Origin of the sequence: Mycolicibacter longobardus (assembly GCF_002102265.1) — a bacterium.
Lineage (GTDB): Bacteria > Actinomycetota > Actinomycetes > Mycobacteriales > Mycobacteriaceae > Mycobacterium > Mycobacterium longobardum.
On the sequence record NZ_LQPG01000028.1, the window covers coordinates 33366 to 52775 of the forward strand.

The window sequence follows — 19410 nt, forward strand, 5'->3', positions numbered from 1 at the left end:
AAGGCCTAGCGCCAAACTTCCAGGCTTTCTCTGTATACGGGGAACGAATCGGGGACGCGATGTCGGGTCGGGTATACCGGGTCAGCTGCGCACCGCGGTGACGAACTCCGAAAACGAGTCGGCGTCGTCATCCAGCGGCACGTCCACCCAGCGGTTCAGGCGGCGCATCTCGGCGGTGGAGGTCTGAGCGGTCGCCCGCCAGCCGTGCTCGTCGAGCCACGCCCCCACCGGCGCGCGGTCTTCGTCCTGATAGATCAGATCCTGCACGTCCACGGTCTGCGCCAGTCCGACCGTCTCGGCGATCTTCTTGAACCGCTCCGACATCTGCTGGCGCCGCTCGTCGCTGCTGTGGTTGCCGGCGGTCTCCGCGGCGATCCGGCTGCCCGGCGCGCTGAGCGCGGTGATCTGGTCGAACAGCCGGTCCTGGCCGTCGGCGGGCAGATACATCAACAGGCCCTCGGCCAGCCACGCCGTCGGGGCCGCCGGGTCGAATCCGGCCGCGGTCAATGCGGCCGGCCAATCCTGGCGCAGGTCGATGGCCACCGCGCGGCGCTCGGCCGACGGTGTCACGTCGTGGGCCGCCAGGGTCTGCTCCTTGTAGGCCAGCACCTTCGGCTGGTCGATCTCATAGAGCGTGGTGCCGGCCGGCCAGTCCAGCCGGTAGGCCCGGGAGTCCAGCCCGGACGCCAGGATGACCACCTGCCGGATACCCGCTGCGACCGCGTCGGCGAAGAAGGCGTCGAAGAAGTGCGTCCGGACCGCCTGGTAGTTGCGCATGTGGTGGTACACCGCGGCGATCTCCGGGTCGAGGGCTTCCACCTTGTCGACCAGCGATCCGTCGAGCAGTGCCTCCCAGACGCCGGTTCCGGCGCCGGCGACCAAGATCTTGGCGTACGGATCGGAGATCAGCGGGTCGGCGCTGTCGGTCTCGGCGGCGCGGGCGGTGGCCACCATCACCGCGGTCGAGCCGACGCTGGTGGCGATATCCCAGGTGTCGTCGTGGGTACGGAGTGCGCTCATGGACTACCTCACTTGCTCGCGGTCGGTACGCACACCATGATACCGATAAAAGTTAGCCGGGCTATTGACCGTTCTGAGCTGCGGCTGAATGCCCAAGTATGAGGATTCACTTGCAGCTGCGCGGTTGAGTACCCCGCCTGAGTCCGGCGAACTAAAGTCGACTTATGGGCGCGGTCCTCTCCCGGCAGGCGTACTTCGAGACGGGTTTCGATGTGCTGTCCGAATTGGGCTACGGCGGCCTCAAACTCGCCGAGGTCTGCAACCGGCTCGGAGTGACGACGGGGTCGTTCTATCACTACTTCACCAGCTGGCCGGTTTTCACCCGTGATCTGGTGCAGCACTGGCTGGAGGTGCGCACCGTCCAGCATGTGGAGTTTGTGCGGGCCATACCGGATCCACGGGAGCGTCTGGACAGCCTGATCCAGATCGGCCTGACGCTGCCCCACGGTGCCGAAGCGGCCATCCGCGCCTGGAGCTCGGCGGATCATCGGGTGCACGAGGTGCAGGCCGAAGTGGACCAGCAACGCTTCGACATCCTGTGCGAGTCGGCACTGGAGGTCCTCCAGAACAAGCGTCAGGCGCAGCTGTTCGCCAACTGGGCGATGTATCTGCTGATCGGGTTCGAGCAGATTCTGCTGCCGCGTGACAGCGCCGCGTTCGAGTGGATCGCCGGGCAGTTGCTCGACGCGCTCGACTCCGGCCGGTTCGCCACTGCCACCGGCACCGGCGAGTAGTCGGGCACGCCGTTCACCGGGAGCTGATCTGCTGCACGGCCAACCGCGGCCCGCGCCGCTGGCCGACGGCCAGCCCACTTTCGATCAGCAGCCGCACCACCCGGTGCCGGTGCGGCCGCATCGGCTCCAGCAGTTCGACCATCGCCTCATCGCTGAACGACTCGTCGATCGGCAGGCCGAGCAGCGTGCGGCCGATCATCTTCGCAAGGTGGTAATCGCCCACCGACAACGCATCGGCATCACCGAACGCGCGTTGCGCCGTCTCGGCCGCAGTCCACTCCCCGACGCCGGGCAGCGACATCAGTGCCGCCCGGGCCTGCGCGGCCGGGCGGGCCACCAACCGTTCCAGCGCCGCCGCCCGCTGGGCGCAACCGACGATGGTGCGCGCCCGTCCCCCGTCGACGTTGGCACGGTGGAACTTCCAGGACGGGATGGTCCGCCAGACCTCGGCCGACGGCGGCACCCGCATTCGCGCCGGGGCCGGGCCGGGCGCCGGCGAGCCGAACTCGGTGACCAACACCCGCCAGGACCGAAAGGCATCGACTCCCGGCACCCGCTGTTCGAGGACGGCCGGGACCAGCGCCTCGAGCACCCGGCCGGTGCGGCCCAGCCGAAGGTGCGGCAGCCGCCGGTGCGCGGCGGCCACCGTCGGATCGGTCGGCGCGAAGTCCGCCGCGTCGTCGTCGGCGCCCAGCAACCCCGGCGCGCCGTCGAGGAACTCGGCGGCCCCGGCGCCCCACGCCACGCAATCCACCGCGCCGGGCGTCGCGCGGGTGATCCGCGCCGTCACCGGCCCACTGGACATCAGACTGGTGCGCCAGATGGCGCCGTCGGTCACCTGCAGGCAGGGGTCACCCGGCCCGCGGCGCAGCGGGGCCAGGGTCAGCGCGGGGCTGGCCGGCCCGGGAAAGGTGACGGTACGACAAATCGAACGACTGATGACGTGATCATAAGGATCCGGTGTCCTCGTTGACCGCCGCGTGCCGCCGCGCCACGATGAGGGCATGGCCACCCCGTTCGACGATCCCCAGGCGGAATTGGCGTGGATGTTTCTGCAAGGCATCTGCGGCGACGACGACCTGGACGACATCTTCTCGCTGGTCAGCGACGACTTCACCTACTGGAGCATCCTGACCGGCGAGGCCATCGACAAGGACGCGCTGCGGCAGGAGGTGGAGCAGCGCCGCGTCGGACTGCGGATCACGCTGGATCTGCTGCGCTGTATCAACGAGCACGAGACCGTGGTGATCGAAGCTCAGGGTGACTGCGTGACGGCCGACGGCTCCCGCTACGCGAGCCCGCTGGTGTTCATCGTCGACACCGAAGACGGCCGGATCGTGTCGGTACGTGAGTACACCGACACCCGGGGCGCCGGGCCGCTGCTGGGGCTCTAGGCTCCGCTGTCCTGCTGGCTGATCTCGGCTTTGTCCGGGTAGAACGCGACGTGCCCGGCGATCGCGGCGACCGCGGGAAACGGCTCTTCGTAGGTCCAGATCGCATCGGCGACGGTCTGCCCGGCCGAGGTGGTCACGGTGTAGTAGGCGGCATCGCCCTTGAACGGGCAGTAGCTGGTGGTGGCCGTGCGGGTCAGCAGGTCGCGCTTGACATCGGCCAGCGGAATGTACTGCACCGCAGGGCGATCGCCTTCGGCAAGGGTGAGCGCGTCCGCGGTGTCGGCGATGATCTCCCCGCCTATCCGCACCGTGACCTGCCGGCCGGTCCGGGTCACGGTGATCGGGTACTCGGCGGTCGGAAGGTGAACCGGCCGACCGCTGGAATGGCCTGGGGTCACGCTGGCGTACCTCGTTTCCTGGCGTCACGCAGTTTCATCCAGAAACGCGCCGCCTCCCGGATCGATTCCTCGACCGGCCGCGGCTGCCAACCCAGCTCGCGCACCGCCTTGGTGTGGTCGACCGGGGCTTCGGCCCGCATCATCCGCACCGACTTCAGGCTCAGCTCGGCATCCTTGCCGGAGACCAGCGCGCGCAGGCTGCCCAGCGCGCCCAGTGCATACAGCGCCGGCACCGAGATGGTGCGGGCCGGCGCCGGCATCCCGGCTTCGGCGGCCGCGATCCGGACCACCTCCTGCAACTCGATCAGTCGCTCGGAGACGAGATAACGCTGCCCGTTGCGTCCGCGTTCGGCGGCCAGGATCATCGCTCGGGCCGCGTCGTCGACCCCCACCACTTCCAGCTCGATGCCCTTCATCAGGAACGGCAGTTTGCCGAACACCGCCCCGGCGATGAAGGCTCCGTGCGGGGTGCGGCCCCAGTCGCCGTCGCCGTAGGTGGTGGACACGCACATCGCGACCGCGGGCAGGCCGGATTCGGCGGCGTGCAGCACCAACTCTTCGGCCTGTACCCGGGACCGCACATAGGGGGTGAGTCCGCGCGGGTTGATGATGTCGTCCTCATTGGCGACATGCCCGCGACGCCGGCCCACCGTGGCGTAGCTGCTGGTGAAGACGAACCTACGTAGGTCGGCGTCTTTGGCAACGTCCAGGACGTTGCGCGTGCCCTCGACATTGGTGTGGAACAGCGGGCCCGGATCACGCAGCCAGGCCCGGGTGTCGACCACGCAGTAGTAGACGTCGTCGCAGCCGGCCATCGCCTCACGCAGCGTGGCGGAGTCGAAGATGTCGCCGTGGAACCGGGTGACGTCGAGGTCGTCGATCCCGGTGGTGTTGGCGCTCGGCCGCACCATCACCCGCACGTCATGACCGGCGTCGACGAGCTGGCGGGTGACGCGCGAGCCGAGGAAACCGTTGGCTCCGATCACCAGCTTGGGTTTACCGATCACGCATTGCCTCCGAACTGCTTCATCCAGGCAGCCGCTTCGTCGTCGAGGGTGCCGAGTTCCTGCGCCTTCTTACACCATTTCATCGTCGCGGCGACGAAGCGCAGCGGGTTGTAGACGTCCTCCTGACGGCGCCACAGGCCGTCACCGGCGTAGGTGATGATCGAGATGTTGGTGGCGCTGATGATGGTGCCGTCGCCGGGGTCGCGCATCGGGTTGTCGAGTTCGCAGATGATGCGTCCGCTGTCCTCGTCGATGACCGACCACAGCGCCGGGAATTCGGTCATGTAGCTGCCGGGAAACGTCGACATGGTCCTGCGAATCCAGGTGCGCACCTCGTCGGGGCCGTGCATGGTCCCCATCGCGTGCTCGATGTACTCGACGTCGGGGGTGTAGTGCCCCACCCAGGCATCCCAGTCCTTGGTCTCGGCGGCGCGGGCGACGGTCTGCTCGAAGGTCTCGAATGCGGCCGCGAGCTCCGCGCGGCTGAACTGCGGATTCGTCATGCGAAGAACTAGAACACGTTCTATCGATGTTGTCGAGGGTTCAGATTCGAATCTGGGTTTATATTCGAGACAGGTGCTACCGTAGCGCCGTCGGCCCACCGCGGGGCCGCTGAGGAGGTGCCCGATCGCCGTGACGTCCGCCAAGCCCGCAGTCGGCCTGCACCACGCGGCCTACGCCTGCGCCGACCTGGAAGCCACCCATCACTTCTACGAGGATCTGCTGGGGTTTCCGCTGGTGCACACCGAAGTCGAGCACCTGCAGGACGGCTTCTTCCGGCACGTGTTCTACGACCTCGGCGACGGCTCGTGCATCGCGTTCTTCGACCTGCACGGTGTCGGGGAGAAGCCCGACTGGTCGAGCTCGCTGTCCCGCCCCAACGGGCTGCCCGTGTGGGTGAATCACTTCGCGTTCCGGGCCACCGAGGAGAAGCAGAACGAGGTCCGGGCCCGGATGGACGCGGCCGGGATCAAGGCGCTGATGGACGTCGACCACGGCTGGTGCCACTCGCTGTACTACCTGGACCCCAACGGCATCATGGTCGAGTTGTGCCGCGACACACCCGGTTTCGAGCGCGACCCGGAGCAGGCGCACGCGTTGCTGAACAGCACCGAGCGGGCGGCTGACCCCAAGGTGGTCACGTCACGCTCGGCCACCACCCACCTCGGCTGAACCGGCCATGGGCCTCGATTCCCTGACCACGCTCACCGTCTCCCAGGACGGGCCGGTAGCCCGGGTGCTCATCGACCACGGCGAGATCAACCTGATGGACGCCGCCATGATGGGCGACCTGTGGCGGCTGGTGAAGTGGCTGCGCTCGGCCGGCGGCCGTGACGTCAGGGTGGTGGTTTTGGAAAGCGCCAACCCCGACTTCTTCATCGCCCACGTCGACCTGGCGCTGCTGCAGGCGTCGGCGGACAACCCCGAGGCCGCGGTCGGCTCCTTCCAGGACATGGTCGGTGCGTTCCGGGCGCTGCACCAGGTCACCATCGGGGTGGTCTCCGGGCGGGTCGCCGGCGGCGGGATGGAGCTGCTGGTCAACCTCGACCTGCGGTTCGCCGTCACCGGCCGGGCGGTGTTCAACCAGGTCGAGACCGGCATCGGGGTCATCCCGGCCGGATCGGGTCCCCAGCACCTGCATCACCTGCTGGGGCGGGGTCGCGCGCTGGAGGTCATCCTCGGCCACGACGACCTGGATGCTCACCTGGCCGAGCGCTATGGGCTGGTCAACCGGGCGCTGGACGCGGCGGACGTCGCGCCGTTTCTCGACCGGTTGGTGGGGCGCATCGCCACCGTGCCGCTGGCCGACATCGCCGACGTCAAGGCCACCCTGGCCGCCCCGGACCTCGACGCGGGGTTGGCGGTGGAACGTTCCGCCTTCGCGCGCGTGCTCGAGCGCGGTGCGGCACTGCCCAAGATGCAACGCTTTCTGGACGCGGGCGGCCAGACCCCGGGCGGCGAACGGCGGCTGGCCGGCCTGGTGGCCGACCTCGACCGGACGGAACCGGCGTGACGGCCCGGGACGCGGTGGCCGGGACGGGCGCGGGTGCCCGACCCACGGTCCGGGGCCGCGACACCCAGACCCGGCTGGAGCGGGCGGCCCGCGAGGTGATCGCCAGCAAGGGCTTCTTCAAGACCACGATCACCGACATCACCGCGGCCGCCAGACGCTCGCCGGCGTCGTTCTACCACTACTTCGACTCCAAGGAAGACCTGCTGGCGTCGCTGGCCGAGGACTTCCGGGTGTCGGCCCGCAGTCGTGCGGCGCGGGCACTGCACCCGGGCCAGGATCTGCGAGAGATCATCGAGGAATCGGTGCGGGCGCACTGGGAGACCTACCGCGAACATCGCGGCGTCATGGTCGGGGTGTTCCAGTTGGCGATGATCAACGACGAGTTCGCCCAGCGCTGGCGGGACATGTGCGCCGACGCGATCGACTGGGTGGCGCAGACGGTGCGGATGGCCCAGCGCAGGGGATGCGCGCCCGGCGCCGACCCGGAGCTGGTCGGGTCCGCGATCGTCGCCATGCTCAATCACTTCACCTATGTCTGGCTGGTGGAAGGCGGCGACGTCGCGGGCCGTGAACTCGACGACGAAGCGGCCATCAAGACGCTCACCGACACCTGGTATCGCTCGGTGAGCTGGCGCGGCGAAGACTCTGACCAAACCTGACCAAAGGAGCAATGCAGTGTCGGTTACCCGCGAATTCGTTTCGCTGACCTCGGCATCGGGCGGCGTGAACCCCGCCGGCTATCACCCCGCGCAGGGGCTGTACTGGACCCCGGCCGGCGTCAAGCCGAAGGTGGCGGTCATCGCCAGTCACTACAACGTGGACTTCGCCGAGCACTACCTGGCACCGCTGATCGCCGAACGCGGCTACGGCTTCCTGGGCTGGAACACCCGCTACCGCAGCGGCGAGTCGTTGTTCCTGCTCGAGCACGCGCTGCTGGACATCGCGGCCGGGGTCAGCTGGCTGCGCGAACAGGCCGGCGTCGAGGTGATCGTCCTGCTCGGCAACTCCGGCGGCGGATCGCTGATGGCCGCCTACCAGTCCCAGGCCGTCGACCCGCACATCACCGCGGTCGGCGGCGGTCCGGTGCCCGACGCGGTCAACGCGCTGCCGCCCGGTGACCTGTACGTGTCCACCCAGGCACACGCCGGGCGTCCCGAGGTGCTGACCGCGTGGATCGACCCGTCGGTGACCGACGAGTCCGACCCGCTGTCCTGCGACCCGGCCCTGGACATGTACGCCGAGCAGAACGCACCGCCCTACACGCCGGAGTTCATCGCCCGCTACCGCCAGGCCCAGCGGGACCGCAATGACCGGATCACCGCGTGGGCGCAGACGGAGTTGCAGCGGTTGAAGGCCGGCGGGTCCTACGACCGCGCCTTCTCCGTGCACCGGGTGTGGGCGGACCTGCGCTACCTGGACCCCTCGATCGACCCGTCGGACCGCCCGCTGAACCAGTGCTACCTGGGTGATCCGCGGCGCGCCAACCGCTCGCCGTACAACATCGGCGCGCACTGCACGCTGCGGACCTGGCTGTCCATGTGGAGCCTGCAGACGTCGTTCTGCCAGGGCGCCCCGCACCTGGGCCGGATCACGTTGCCCTCCCTGGTGATTCAGGGCACCTCGGACACCGGCGTGTTCCCCAGCGACGCCCACCACATCCACGACTCGCTGGCCAGCTCCGACAAGCAGCTGCATTTCATCGCCGGCGACCACTACTTCCAGCAGCCGGCCGACAGCCGCACCGTCTGCGCTGATCTGGTGGCGTCGTGGATCGCGGAACACACCTGATGGGCGGGCTCGACTTCGATTTTCGCGACCCGGACCTGCACGCCGATCCACTGGCGTACCAGCGACGGTTCGCCGAGGCCGAGCCGGTGCACCGCAACAGCCAGGGGCTGTGGGTGCTCACCCGCTACGCCGACGTGCTGGCGATGCTGCGGGACGAACGGGCCGGCACCGACCGGCGAAACCTGTACCGCGCCAAGCTCGATCCGGGTCGGCCGTATCTGACCCACGTCGAGCACAACCTGTTCTACCGATCCGGCGACGACCATCGCCGGCTGCGGGCCCCGCTGTCGCGCGCATTCACCCCGCGAGCCCTGGCCTCCTTCGAACCCGAAGTCGCCGCGCGCGCACGGACATTGGCGGCCGGGCTGGATCCTGCCGGTTTCGACCTGGTCGCCGAGTTCGCCAAACCGTTGCCGCTCGGGGTGATCGCCACTCTGCTGGGGGTACCCGACAGCGAGCTGGACAACCTCCAGACCTGGTCGATGGCGCTGATCGCCGCGCTGGAACCGGCGGCGCCCCGATCGGTGTTCACCGACGCCGACGACGCCGCCGCCGGGATGAAGGCTCTGCTCGCCGATCTGCTGGAGTTGCGCCGCGCCGATCCCGGCCACGACCTGCTGTCGGTGGTGGCCACCAGCGGGCTGCCGCTGTCGGACGACGAGCTGCTGCACAACGCCATCTTCTTGCTGTCGGCCGGCCACGACACCACCACGGCGGTGCTGACCGGGGCGGTTGCGCTGCTGATCGAGAACCCCGAGCAACGGGGCCTGCTGACAGACCCGGACGCCGCCCCGCAGGCCGCCGACGAACTGGTCCGGCTGATCAGCCCGGCCCAGATGATCTCCCGGGTGGCCGAAGCGCCGATCGAAGTCGGTGACGGGAAAGACACCGTCATCGACACCGGCGCCCCGATCCCGCTCGGGTTGGCCGCCGCCAACCGGGACCCGGCGATGTTTCCCGACCCCGACCGGCTCGACCTGGCCCGGTCACAGACCGGGCATCTGGGATTCGGGTTCGGCCCGCACGTCTGCCTGGGCGCCCCGTTGGCCCGCATGCAGATCCGGTTGGGTCTGCTGGCCCTGTTCGAACGATTCCCCGAGTTGACGGCGCAGGCGCCGCCGCACCGCGAGCCCAGCGCGGTGTTGACCAGCTACCGCTCCTATCCGCTGGCGGGCCGCGGGTAGGTGCGGATAATCGGGACATGACCAACTACCAGAGAGCGATCCTGGCCGGCGGCTGCTTCTGGGGCATGCAGGACCTGATCCGCAAGCAACCCGGCGTGGTGTCCACCCGGGTCGGCTACACCGGCGACCCCAATGTCCCGAACGCCACCTACCGCAACCACGGCACCCATGCCGAGGCCATCGAGATCACCTACGACCCCGCGGCCACCGACTACCGCGGCCTGCTGGAGTTCTTCTTCGCCATCCACGACCCGACGACCCGCAATCGGCAGGGCAACGACGTGGGGACCAGCTACCGTTCGGCGATCTTCTACCTCGATGACGAGCAGCGCCAGGTGGCGCTGGACACCATCGCCGACGTGGAGGCCTCCGGGCACTGGCCGGGCAAGGTGGTGACCGAGGTCAGCCCGGCCGGTGACTTCTGGGAAGCCGAACCCGAGCACCAGGATTACCTGGAGCGGTTCCCGAACGGTTACACCTGCCATTACATCCGGCCGGATTGGCGGCTGCCGCGCCGCGCCGACTCCAACCGGTAAGCGGCGCGGTCAGCCGCGCGGGCGCACCGTGATCCGCCCGCCGCGTTTCGGGGTGAAGGCCACCCCCCGGGAGTGGAACTTCTCCCCCGGCGCGGTGGTCGGTTCGATGGTCAAGTGCCGCAACACGGTTCGCAGCACCACGTCCATCTCCAGGTTGGCGAACGCCGAGCCCGGGCAGCGCCGGCTGCCGCCGCCGTAGGGCAGCCACTCGAACGCCGACGGGTTGCCATCGAGATAACGCCTGGGGTCGAAGCGCTCCGGGTCTTCGAACACCGCGGGGTTCTGGTGGATCTGGTTGAGCGCGACGATCACCCCGAAGCCGCGGGGAATGACCCACTCGCCGACCTGGACACTGGGCGCGTAGACGTGCCTGCCGGCGAAGTCGATGACGGTGCGCACCCGCTGGACTTCCCGGATGGTGGCGCGGCGCAGTGTGTTCTCATCGGTGTCGGCCTCGGCCACCAGCTCGTCGAGCAGTTCCGGGTGCCGGCTCAACCGCTCGAACACCCAGGCCATGGTCGACGCCGTGGTCTCATGTCCGGCCGCCAGCAGGGTCAGCAGCTCATCGCCGATCTCCTGGCGGGTCATCGCCGTGCCGTCGTCGTAGGTGCTGCTCAACAGCAGGGTCAGCACGTCGGTGCGGTTCTCGAAGTTCGGGTCGGCGCGCACGTCGGCGATCAGCTTGTCCAGCACGGCTTCGTACTCGTCGCGCCAGGCGGCCAACCGGCCCCACGGGCTGAATCGCCCGCAGGTGCGATCCGGCATCGGCAGCGCCGCCATCCGCGAGCCCAGCGTCACCCACTTGGGCAGCAGGACCCGCAGCTTGTCCAACTCCGCGCCTTCGGCACCGAAGATGGCCCGCAGGATCACGTTCAGGGTGATCCGGTTCATCGGCAGCAGCGTTTCGAAGGGCTTCCCGATGGGCCATCCGGCGATCTCGCTCAGGGTTTCCTCGACGATGATCTGCTCGTAGGCCCGGATGCTCTTGCCGTGGAACGGCGGGCTCAACAGGTTGCGACGGTGCCGGTGCTCGGCACCGTCGAGGGCGAACACCGAACCGGGACCGAGGATGCGGGACAGGTTGGGCTGGATGTTGCCGAGGTCCTCGGGGTTGGCGAGGAACACCTGCTTGGCCAAATCCGGCTCGGTGACAAAGACCGTCGACCCGAAGATCGGGCTGGTGACCGTGAAGGCGCCGCCGTATCGGCGGGTCAGTCGCTGCGCCATCTGGCGCCTGGCCAGGATGAAGATCAGTGTCGAGAGCGCCTTGGGTATCCGCGGCCCCGGGGGGAGGTTGATCGCGGGAGCGTCGGTGGTGTCCGTGCTGTTGCCGACAATGGTTTCGGTCATGGGCGCCTCCCGACGCGAGTTACGGTACCGCCGAGTACCAGATGCTTGTGGGATACGGTACTCTTAAGTACCAAGGACGGCAAGAGCTCTCGGCGGGAGGGTGTGGCGATGACGGTGCTGGCGGCCGACGGCGAGGCGACGCGCGCCGCCGACCCGTTTCGGCAGCGCCTGCTCGACGGCCTGGCCGACTCGATCGCCGAGCGCGGCTACCGGGCCAGCACCGTCGCCGACATCGTGCGCGCCGCCCGCACCTCCAAGCGCACCTTCTACGACCACTTCGCCAGCAAGGAAGAGTGCTTCCTGGAACTGCTGCGCACCGACAACGAGGACCTGGCACGGCGGATCCGCGCCGAGGTGGACCCGCAGGCCGACTGGCAGGACCAGATCCGTCAGGCGGTGCAGGCCTACGTCGCCCAGATCCGGTCCCGGCCGGCGATCACGCTGAGCTGGATCCGCGAGCTGCCTTCGCTGGGCGAGGTGGCGCGGCCGTCCCAGCGGCGCGGCCTGGAGCTGATGTCGAACCTGCTGGTCGAGCTGAGCGGCAGCCCCGGGTTCCGTCGGGCGGACCTGCCGGCACTGACGCCGGCACTGGCGGTGATCCTGCTGGGCGGCCTGCGGGAGTTGACCGCACTGGCCGTCGAGGACGGCGCCGACATCGGCGTGATCACCGAGCCGGCCGTCGACGCGTCCATCGCACTACTGGGCCCCCGACACTGATCGAGGGCCCAGTAGTGCGTCGGCGTCCCTAGTTCCAGGGCAGCGCCAGTTTGCAGATCTTGCGGACCACGGTGCCGAACTGCTTGAGCAGCGGGCCGGTGTTGTACGGGACGCCGTAGCGCTCGCAGATCTCCCGCACCTGCGGTGCGATCTCGGCGTAGCGGTGTGCCGGCAGGTCGGGGAACAGGTGGTGTTCCACCTGGAACGACAGGTTCCCGGAGAAGATGTGGAACCACTTGCCGCCGGTCAGGTTCGCCGAGCCGAGGATCTGGCGGTAGTACCACATGCCGCGCGACTCGTTCTCGGTCTCCTCGACGGTGAACTCCTGTGTGCCGTCGGGGAAGTGCCCGCAGAAGATGATGGTGTAGGACCAGATGTTGCGCATCAGGTTGGCGGTCAGGTTCCCGGCGAACACCAGCGGCGCGAACGGGCCGGCCAGCAGCGGGAAGGCGACGTAGTCCTTGAGGGTCTGGCGACGCACCTTCTGCCAGGTCTCGAGCAGCATCTCCTTCTTGTCGGCGAAGCCGATTTCGCCGGCCCGGATGCGCTCGGTCTCCAGCTCGTGCACCGCAACGCCGTACTGGAACAGCACCATCAGCAGGAAGGCGTAGAGCGGGTTGCCCAAGAAGTACGGCTCCCAGGGCTGCTTCTCGCTCATCCGCAGGATGCCGTAGCCCACATCGCGGTCCATTCCGACGATGTTGGTGTAGGTGTGGTGCATGTAGTTGTGCGAGTGCCGCCACTGGTCACCGGGGCAGGCGTTGTCCCACTCGAAGTGCTTGCCGTACAACGCCGGTTCGCCCATCCAGTCGTACTGACCGTGCATGACGTTGTGGCCGATCTCCATGTTGTCGAGGATCTTCGACAAGCCCAGCATCACCGTGCCGGCCAGCCAGGCCGGCGGAATGATGCCGAAGAACAGCAGGGCGCGCCCGCCGACCTCCAAGGTGCGCTGCGCCTTGATGATCCGGTGGATGTAGTCGGCGTCGCGCTCCCCGAGGTCGTCGAGGACCCGCTGCCGCAGGGCATCGAGTTCGGCGCCGAAGGCGTCGAGCTGCAGGGGCAGGTCGGTGCGTTCGAGGACCTGCGGCTCTTCGATGGCCTGCGGGCGCTCGGGCGCAAAAGCTGGTGCGGACATGGTTGGCTCCTTTGGGTTTACAGGTCGATTTCGACGTCGCCGACGGGCACGGAGACGCAGATCTGGATGTCTTCGCTATCGGCGGTGGAGATCGCGCCGGTGATCAGGTTTCGCACCGCGCCACCGGTTTTGCGGCAGGTGCAGCTGTGGCAGATGCCCATCCGGCATCCGCTGACCGGTTGCAGGCCGGCCGCTTCGGCCTGCTCCAGCAGGGTCCGGCCGTCGTCGACCACCGAGATGGTGCTGCCGAGGAAGCTGACCTGCCCACCGGACGGGTCGGCCGGAACGGTGAAGACCGGCGGGACGAAGCTCTCCGAGATCGCCTCGGGGCACTGCTCTCGTACCGCGGCCACTAGGGCCGGCGGGCCACACACGTATACCGCGTCCGGATCCGGCATCGCCGCCTGAAGATGCTCGGCGTCGAAATAGCCCTGCAGGTCACCGTGTTCCGGGGTGCGGGTGTAGCCGTGCAGCACCCGCACGGTCGGCATGGCGGCGAGCTCGTCGTGGTAGCAGGCCTCGTCGCGGCTGCGCGCGTAGTGCACGAAGGCGACCTCGCCGTCGTAGCCGTCCGCGATCAGGGTGCGCAGCATCGACATCACCGGGGTGATCCCGCTTCCGCCGGAGACCAGCAGGATGCGCCGGGGCAAGGTGTCAGGCAACACGAAGTCGCCACCGACGTTCTCCAGGCCGACGATCATGCCCGGCCGGGCGTTGCGGTACAGGTGCTCGGAGACCAGGCCGCCCTCGTGGCGGCCGATGGTGAGCTCGATGAGCCGCTGCCCTTCGGCGTTGGCCGGCGAGTAGCACCGGGTGCGCCGGCGCCCGTCGATGTCGACGGACAGGTTGATGTGCTGGCCGGCCCGGAAGCCGCCGAACGCGTCGTTGGGCTCCAGCAGCAGGGTCACGCTGCGCGGGGTGGACCGCCGGACGGCGATCACCTTCGCGCGGGCGTCGCCCTGGGTCCAGGTGGGCGACACCAGCTCGGTGTAGCGGTCGACCCCGTGGGGGCCGGTGAGCAGGTCGACCAGGCCGGAGCCCAGTACCCGCCGCGTCAAAGTTTGAGTGAACATATGTACACAGTGAACACTTGTTCACGCCTCGTCAAGGGGTGTTTGCTCTTTGTGTTACGCTTCACAACAGTGAACAGTCGTACGCCGAACTCACGCTCCGGGCGCCCGCGACCACCGCGACCACCCCGCCCCGAGCGCCCGCCACGCCCAGCCCGGCCCGAACGGCCGGAGCGGGTTTCGCGCGAGGAGCGCAAGGAAGCCACCCGTCGCGCCATCATCAACGCTGCGCTGACCCTGCTGGAGGAACGCAGCTTCAGCGCGCTGAGCCTGCGCGAGGTGACCCGCGCGGCCAATATCGTTCCGGCCGCCTTCTACCGGCATTTCGAATCGATGGACGCCCTGGGCCTGGTGCTCATCGACGAGTCGTTCCGGGCGCTGCGGGAGATGCTGCGCGACGCCCGGACCGGAGGCGTGGACCCCAGCCGGGTCATCGAGTCCTCGGTGGAGGTCCTGGTCGACAGCGTGGCCTCCCGCCGCGAATACTGGCGGTTCATCAACCGGGAGCGTTTCAGCGGGATGACGGTGCTGCGCTACGCGATTCGCACCGAGATCCGGCTGATCACCTCCGAGCTCGCCACCGACCTGGCGCGCTTCCCCGGGTTCAACGGTTGGAGCGCCGAGGATCTCAACGTCCTGGCGGGGTTGTTCGTCAACGCGATGATCGTCACCGCGGAGGCCATCGAGGATTCCCCGGATGCCGAGACCCTGGCCGAGATCAAACATGTTGCCGTCAAACAACTCCGGATGATCGCGGTGGCGGCCGGCGGCTGGCGCAGCAAGCCCTGAGCGGTGAGCCCCGCAGCGCGGAACGTTCCCGGGAAGCTGGCCGATGTCACCGGCCCGGGCCTCACCGAGAAGTGGGGCGTGACGTGTGCGGACCTGGGCGCCTCGGTGCTGGCGCCCAACGGCACGCTGGTGTCGGTGTTCGGCGACACCTTCGCCGGCGAGCGGGTCGGCCGGGGCGACTGGCGTTCCCCGGTGATTTTGATCGGCACCGGCGACGCCGCGCACCGGGTGCGCTACCAACGCGCCGGTGGCACCGACGCCGGCTACGCCCGGCAGCTGTGGCACTACCGGCACCGCGAACCGGCCTCCCGGCTGGACCGCACCGCCATCAGCACCGTGATTCCCTCCGACCTGCTGCGGGTGGACCAGATGCTCTACCTGCACGCGATCGTCAACCGCGGCTTCGGCAACGTGGCCTGGACCGAGATCTGGCAGTCCGCCGACAGCGGACTGTCCTGGCACAACATGGGCGCGCGGATCCCCGCCCGGCTGCACCGGGGCCACGCCCAATGCTGGTCCTGGGACTACAACCCCGACGACGGGTGGGTGTATGTGGTCTCCACCGGGTTCCAGCGCGACAAGGGCATCATCCTGCGGCGGGTGCGCCCCGCCGACATCGCAGATCCCGGCAAGTACTCCGGCTGGGGGTATCGCGGCGGACGCCGGGCCTGGGGCCGCACCCCGGTGCCGATCACCCCGCCCGGTGAGACCTGGGGGGAACTGTCGCTGCGGCGCCTGGGCGAAAGAACCTGGGTGCTGGGCGGGTTCGTATCCTCGCGCTATGCCCTGGGCTATCGGGTGCTGGACTCCCCCACCACCGAATTGGCGTCGGCACCACTGCAATTGCCGCTGCTCGGCACCGGCTGGGACGACGAGGACCACACGAGCGGCCGGGTGGCTCAGCTCTACGGCGGCTATGTGCTGCCGGGTTCGCGGGTGGACCGCACCGGTGGAGTGGGGCTGATGGTGTCACAGTGGAACACTGCGCACGGCTGGCCGTATCGGGTGATGCAGTTCCGTGCGACGTTGGTCAGCGGCGAGACGATTCTCTAGATTCCTCAGTAACTTCCAGGACAGATGAGCGAATTCGGCCAGAAACCTGTGGGTTCCCTGGGGAACTTGCTAGTATCCCCGCCATTGATCCACACAACTTCGGCGAAGGATTCGATCGTGACAACAATCAAGCAGTATTTGTGCGGTGCGGCCGTCGCCAGCCTGGTTGCCGGAGCAGGGGCGGCGGTCGGGACGCAGGTGGGACTGTCCGCGCTGACCGCCGACTGGATGCTGACCGCCGAGCACGTGCTGCTGATCGGTGTCGACGGCGTCAACCTGTCGAAAGTCCTCGAATACGCCTATAACGAGGACAGCGGTTTCAAGACGGCGATGGACCAGGGCATCACCGGAACCGCAAGTATCGTCAACCACACCACGCTCTCCGGACCGTCGTGGTCGACCATCCTGACCGGGGTGTGGGACGACAAGCACGGGGTGTTCAACAACCTGTTCCGGGCTGAGCCGTACAACCTTTGGCCGTCGGTGTTCAACCTGATCGAGTACAACAAGCCGGAGATCGACACCACGATCATCAGCAACTGGGAGTACCTCAACAAACTGGCCGACGCGGGCGGCTACGCGGTCGACAACAACGTCTTCGTCCCGGCCGGGGACAGTCCGGCCGACAGCGACGAGCTGGTCACCGCGCTCACCATCGCCCAGATCATGGGCACCTTGGACAACCCGGATGACATCTCGAGCTTCCTGTTCTCCTACCAGTCGCAGGCCGACCACGCCGGACACGAGTTCGCCGGCGGGTCCGAGGAGTACATGCAGGCCGTCATCAATCTCGGAAACAACATCCAACAGATCCTGGCCGCGATCGCCTACGTGCAGGCCGAGACCGGTGACGACTGGTCGATCCTCATCACCACCGACCACGGCCACACGCAGTCGGTGACCCTGCCCGGCCTGAGCATCGGCCACGGCTTCCAGTCGCCCAACGAGACGACGTCGTTCGTCATCTTCGATCAAGCCGGCGACAACGCGACCGACGGCGGCCAGAACCTGAACTACTCGATCGCCGACATCACGCCCACCATCTTGGCGCTGTTGGGTGTCCCATTGCGCTCAGACTTCGACGGTGTCTCGCTGACGGACGACCCGACCGTCCTGGACAGCTTCGTACAGCCCGTCGACCTCCAGCAGGCGCTCTACTCCGCGATCGCGATGTTCGGCTACCCGAATATCGGCAACGAGATCACCCTGGGCATCCGTACGCTGGTCGGCTCCGTCCCGTACTTCCTCAACACGTTTGTCAACCAGATCGACCAGTACCTGCAGGGGATCGTCGACCAGGACATCTTCCTGATCAGCGCGCTGGCCCAGGGCACCCAGTGGGTGACCAACGCCGTCGGCGGCCTGATGGTGGACTCCACCAACGCCGTGGCCCACGCGATCGCGCTCATGCTCGGCTCGGGTGTGATCGCGCCGACCGACGCCCCGCTGCCGGTGCCGGGTGGCGCCGAGTTCACCATTCCGGACCTGGGCGGCTCCGACTTGTCCCTGCTGCTCGACCTGGACGCACTGGCGGGCTGATACAACTCCTGACGTTACGCGGCAGCCCCCAGCTACTCCTCAGTAACATCCAGGCCAAATAAGCGTATTTGGCGGAAAACTGAGGGTTCCCTGGGGAACTGCTACTATTCCCGCCAATTGGTCCGCACAACGTCGGCGAGGGAAACGTGACATCAATCAAGAAGGTCCTCTGTGGTGCGGCCGTTGCCAGCCTGGTAGCCGGAACGGGTTCGGTGGTCGGCACGCAGGTGGGAGTTTCCACCGTCACCGCCGAATGGCTGCTCGCCGCGGAGAACGTGCTGTTGCTCGGCACCGACGGCACCCGCCTGGACAAGATCCTCGAGTACGCCTACAACGACGACAGCGGCTTCAAGCTGCTGATGGACCGGGGAATCACCGCCGTCACGAGCCTCGCCGGCCACCAGACGCTGTCCACTCCGTCGTGGTCGACCATCCTCACCGGGGTGTGGGACGACAAGCATGGGATCGTCAGCAACATCTTCCGGCCCGAGCCGTACACGACCTGGCCGTCGGTGTTCAATCTGATCGAGTACCACCAGCCGGAGATCGAGACCACTGTCATCTCCGGCCGGGGCCTCTTCACCGAGATGGCCTCCCTGGGCGGCTATCCGGCCGACAACATCATCGGCATTTCCGGTGGCTCCACCTCGGCCGAGATGGACGAGCTGGTCACCGCCGAGACCATCTCCAGAATCCTGGCGACCACGACCAATCCGGACCTCTCGAACTTCATCTTCGCTTACCAGTCGCAGGTCGACCACGCCGGACATTCGTTCGCCGGCCAGTCCGACGAGTACATGCAAGCCGTTATCAACGTCGGTGCCAACCTCAAGCAGATCCTGGAGGCGGTGGCCCAGGCCGAGGCGGCCACCGGCGACCGCTGGACAATCATCCTCACCACCGACCACGGCCACCACGACACACCGACCCTGCCCGGATTCAGCCTCGGCCACGGACTCCAGACGCCCAACGAGACAACGAGTTTCATCATGTTGTCGCTGGCCGGAAACGATGACCAGGCCGGCGCCCAGAATTTGGCTTACCAGCACGTCGACATCGTGCCCACCATCCTGCAGATCTTCGGGATCCCGATGCGGTCGGACTTCGACGGCGCCCCGATGCAGCTCGACCCGGAACTGGTCAACAGCGTCGTCTTCCCGGACGACCTCAAGCAGGCACTGCTAGCCGCAATCAACAGCGTCGAATACCCGGACATCGGCACCCACCTCTCACTGGTCCTTCGTGCGCTGGCCGGCGGCGCAGGCTACTTCCTCCAGGATTGGGCCTTCCCCCCCATCAACAACTTCCTGCAGTCGATCATCGACCAGGACATCTTCCTGATCAGCAGCCTGGCTCAGGGCGCCCAGTGGGTGTTCAATGCCGTCGGCGGGGTAGTGGTCAACGTGGCGAACGAATTGGGCCGGGTGGTCGCACAATGGACCGGAGCGGGCGCCATCGCGCCGAACGACCCACCACTGCCGCAGCCGGGAAGTGCCGACTTCACCGGCGGGGTGGAGGCCCTGCTGGCCGACAACACCGTTCTTGCTCCGGACTTGGCCGACGCCGAGCTGCCACTGCTCGACGTCGACGCACTGGCGGGCTGATACCGCCCGCCGCGCTTCACGTACTGCGATAACGTCCTGGAAGTCGCCCGGCCCCACCGGGCCAGGACCTGAGTC

General features: G+C 67.8%; 21 protein-coding genes. 13 read left to right on the forward strand and 8 right to left on the reverse strand.

Features of this window, described 5'->3' with window-relative positions; all coding sequences use genetic code 11:
- Positions 1-81 precede the first annotated feature (81 nt).
- Positions 82-1020, reverse strand: coding sequence for a class I SAM-dependent methyltransferase (locus AWC16_RS15285; RefSeq protein ID WP_085265599.1), 939 nt, complete (start codon positions 1018-1020; stop codon positions 82-84).
- 164 nt (positions 1021-1184) lie between these two features.
- Here AWC16_RS15285 and AWC16_RS15290 point away from each other — a divergent pair, with 164 nt between their 5' ends.
- Positions 1185-1754 (forward strand): TetR/AcrR family transcriptional regulator, encoded by a 570-nt coding sequence (locus AWC16_RS15290; RefSeq protein ID WP_085265600.1) that lies wholly within the window; start codon positions 1185-1187, stop codon positions 1752-1754.
- A 13-nt stretch (positions 1755-1767) separates the two neighbouring features.
- On the opposite strand, the gene AWC16_RS15295 is transcribed toward AWC16_RS15290, so the two are convergent.
- Entirely contained in the window at positions 1768-2760 is a 993-nt protein-coding gene (locus tag AWC16_RS15295; RefSeq protein ID WP_234812288.1) for a DNA-3-methyladenine glycosylase family protein, read from the reverse strand.
- On the opposite strand from AWC16_RS15295, the gene AWC16_RS15300 reads away from it, so the two are divergent.
- On the forward strand, positions 2759-3148 hold the full coding sequence (locus AWC16_RS15300; RefSeq protein WP_085265710.1) for a nuclear transport factor 2 family protein: 390 nt from the start codon (positions 2759-2761) through the stop codon (positions 3146-3148). The genes AWC16_RS15295 and AWC16_RS15300 overlap by 2 nt on opposite strands.
- On the opposite strand, the gene AWC16_RS15305 is transcribed toward AWC16_RS15300, so the two are convergent.
- The 3 genes from AWC16_RS15305 to AWC16_RS15315 are packed head-to-tail and all read right to left on the reverse strand — an operon-like array spanning position 3145 to position 5056.
- Positions 3145-3546 (reverse strand): DUF427 domain-containing protein, encoded by a 402-nt coding sequence (locus AWC16_RS15305; protein ID WP_085265601.1) that lies wholly within the window; start codon positions 3544-3546, stop codon positions 3145-3147. The two genes, AWC16_RS15300 and AWC16_RS15305, sit on opposite strands and share 4 nt — an antisense overlap.
- Positions 3543-4553 carry an NAD-dependent epimerase/dehydratase family protein gene (locus AWC16_RS15310; protein WP_085265602.1) on the reverse strand — a complete coding sequence of 337 codons (1011 nt, stop codon included), beginning with the start codon at positions 4551-4553 and terminating at the stop codon, positions 3543-3545. Before AWC16_RS15310 ends, AWC16_RS15305 begins: the two co-directional genes overlap by 4 nt.
- Positions 4550-5056, reverse strand: coding sequence for a nuclear transport factor 2 family protein (locus AWC16_RS15315; protein WP_085265603.1), 507 nt, complete (start codon positions 5054-5056; stop codon positions 4550-4552). Before AWC16_RS15315 ends, AWC16_RS15310 begins: the two co-directional genes overlap by 4 nt.
- Positions 5057-5186: 130 nt before the next feature.
- Here AWC16_RS15315 and AWC16_RS15320 point away from each other — a divergent pair, with 130 nt between their 5' ends.
- The 6 genes from AWC16_RS15320 to msrA are packed head-to-tail and all read left to right on the forward strand — an operon-like array spanning position 5187 to position 10075.
- Positions 5187-5726, forward strand: coding sequence for a VOC family protein (locus AWC16_RS15320; RefSeq protein WP_165759234.1), 540 nt, complete (start codon positions 5187-5189; stop codon positions 5724-5726).
- A gap of 7 nt (positions 5727-5733) precedes the next feature.
- Positions 5734-6567 carry an enoyl-CoA hydratase/isomerase family protein gene (locus AWC16_RS15325; RefSeq protein ID WP_085265605.1) on the forward strand — a complete coding sequence of 278 codons (834 nt, stop codon included), beginning with the start codon at positions 5734-5736 and terminating at the stop codon, positions 6565-6567.
- Positions 6564-7226 (forward strand): TetR/AcrR family transcriptional regulator, encoded by a 663-nt coding sequence (locus tag AWC16_RS15330; RefSeq protein ID WP_234812289.1) that lies wholly within the window; start codon positions 6564-6566, stop codon positions 7224-7226. Before AWC16_RS15325 ends, AWC16_RS15330 begins: the two co-directional genes overlap by 4 nt.
- A gap of 16 nt (positions 7227-7242) precedes the next feature.
- Positions 7243-8355 (forward strand): alpha/beta hydrolase, encoded by a 1113-nt coding sequence (locus AWC16_RS15335; RefSeq protein WP_085265606.1) that lies wholly within the window; start codon positions 7243-7245, stop codon positions 8353-8355.
- Entirely contained in the window at positions 8334-9539 is a 1206-nt protein-coding gene (locus AWC16_RS15340; RefSeq protein ID WP_133055950.1) for a cytochrome P450, read from the forward strand. The genes AWC16_RS15335 and AWC16_RS15340 overlap by 22 nt, the downstream gene beginning before the upstream one ends.
- 17 nt (positions 9540-9556) lie before the next feature.
- Positions 9557-10075, forward strand: coding sequence for a peptide-methionine (S)-S-oxide reductase MsrA (gene msrA / locus AWC16_RS15345; protein ID WP_085265608.1), 519 nt, complete (start codon positions 9557-9559; stop codon positions 10073-10075).
- A gap of 9 nt (positions 10076-10084) precedes the next feature.
- Here msrA and AWC16_RS15350 read toward each other — a convergent pair whose 3' ends face one another.
- On the reverse strand, positions 10085-11425 hold the full coding sequence (locus AWC16_RS15350) for a cytochrome P450 (protein WP_085265609.1): 1341 nt from the start codon (positions 11423-11425) through the stop codon (positions 10085-10087).
- 108 nt (positions 11426-11533) lie between these two features.
- Between AWC16_RS15350 and AWC16_RS15355 the strand changes: the two genes are divergently transcribed.
- On the forward strand, positions 11534-12142 hold the full coding sequence (locus AWC16_RS15355; RefSeq protein WP_085265610.1) for a TetR/AcrR family transcriptional regulator: 609 nt from the start codon (positions 11534-11536) through the stop codon (positions 12140-12142).
- A 28-nt stretch (positions 12143-12170) separates the two neighbouring features.
- Here AWC16_RS15355 and AWC16_RS15360 read toward each other — a convergent pair whose 3' ends face one another.
- Together AWC16_RS15360 and AWC16_RS15365 are read right to left on the reverse strand one after the other, a co-directional pair.
- Complete coding sequence (locus AWC16_RS15360; RefSeq protein ID WP_234812290.1) at positions 12171-13280, reverse strand: fatty acid desaturase family protein; 1110 nt, start codon at positions 13278-13280, stop codon at positions 12171-12173.
- Between the two features lie 17 nt (positions 13281-13297).
- Positions 13298-14353 (reverse strand): ferredoxin reductase, encoded by a 1056-nt coding sequence (locus AWC16_RS15365; RefSeq protein WP_085265611.1) that lies wholly within the window; start codon positions 14351-14353, stop codon positions 13298-13300.
- A 69-nt stretch (positions 14354-14422) separates the two neighbouring features.
- Here AWC16_RS15365 and AWC16_RS15370 point away from each other — a divergent pair, with 69 nt between their 5' ends.
- The 4 genes from AWC16_RS15370 to AWC16_RS15385 all read left to right on the forward strand — a co-directional run bounded on the left by AWC16_RS15370 (position 14423) and on the right by AWC16_RS15385 (position 19335).
- Positions 14423-15139 carry a TetR family transcriptional regulator gene (locus AWC16_RS15370; RefSeq protein WP_234812291.1) on the forward strand — a complete coding sequence of 239 codons (717 nt, stop codon included), beginning with the start codon at positions 14423-14425 and terminating at the stop codon, positions 15137-15139.
- A 3-nt stretch (positions 15140-15142) separates the two neighbouring features.
- Positions 15143-16192: a DUF4185 domain-containing protein gene (locus AWC16_RS15375; RefSeq protein ID WP_085265613.1), complete on the forward strand. Its 1050-nt coding sequence runs from the start codon at positions 15143-15145 to the stop codon at positions 16190-16192.
- Between the two features lie 117 nt (positions 16193-16309).
- Entirely contained in the window at positions 16310-17731 is a 1422-nt protein-coding gene (locus AWC16_RS15380) for an alkaline phosphatase family protein (RefSeq protein WP_085265614.1), read from the forward strand.
- Between the two features lie 146 nt (positions 17732-17877).
- Entirely contained in the window at positions 17878-19335 is a 1458-nt protein-coding gene (locus AWC16_RS15385; protein WP_085265615.1) for an alkaline phosphatase family protein, read from the forward strand.
- The last annotated feature ends 75 nt before the right edge of the window (positions 19336-19410 follow it).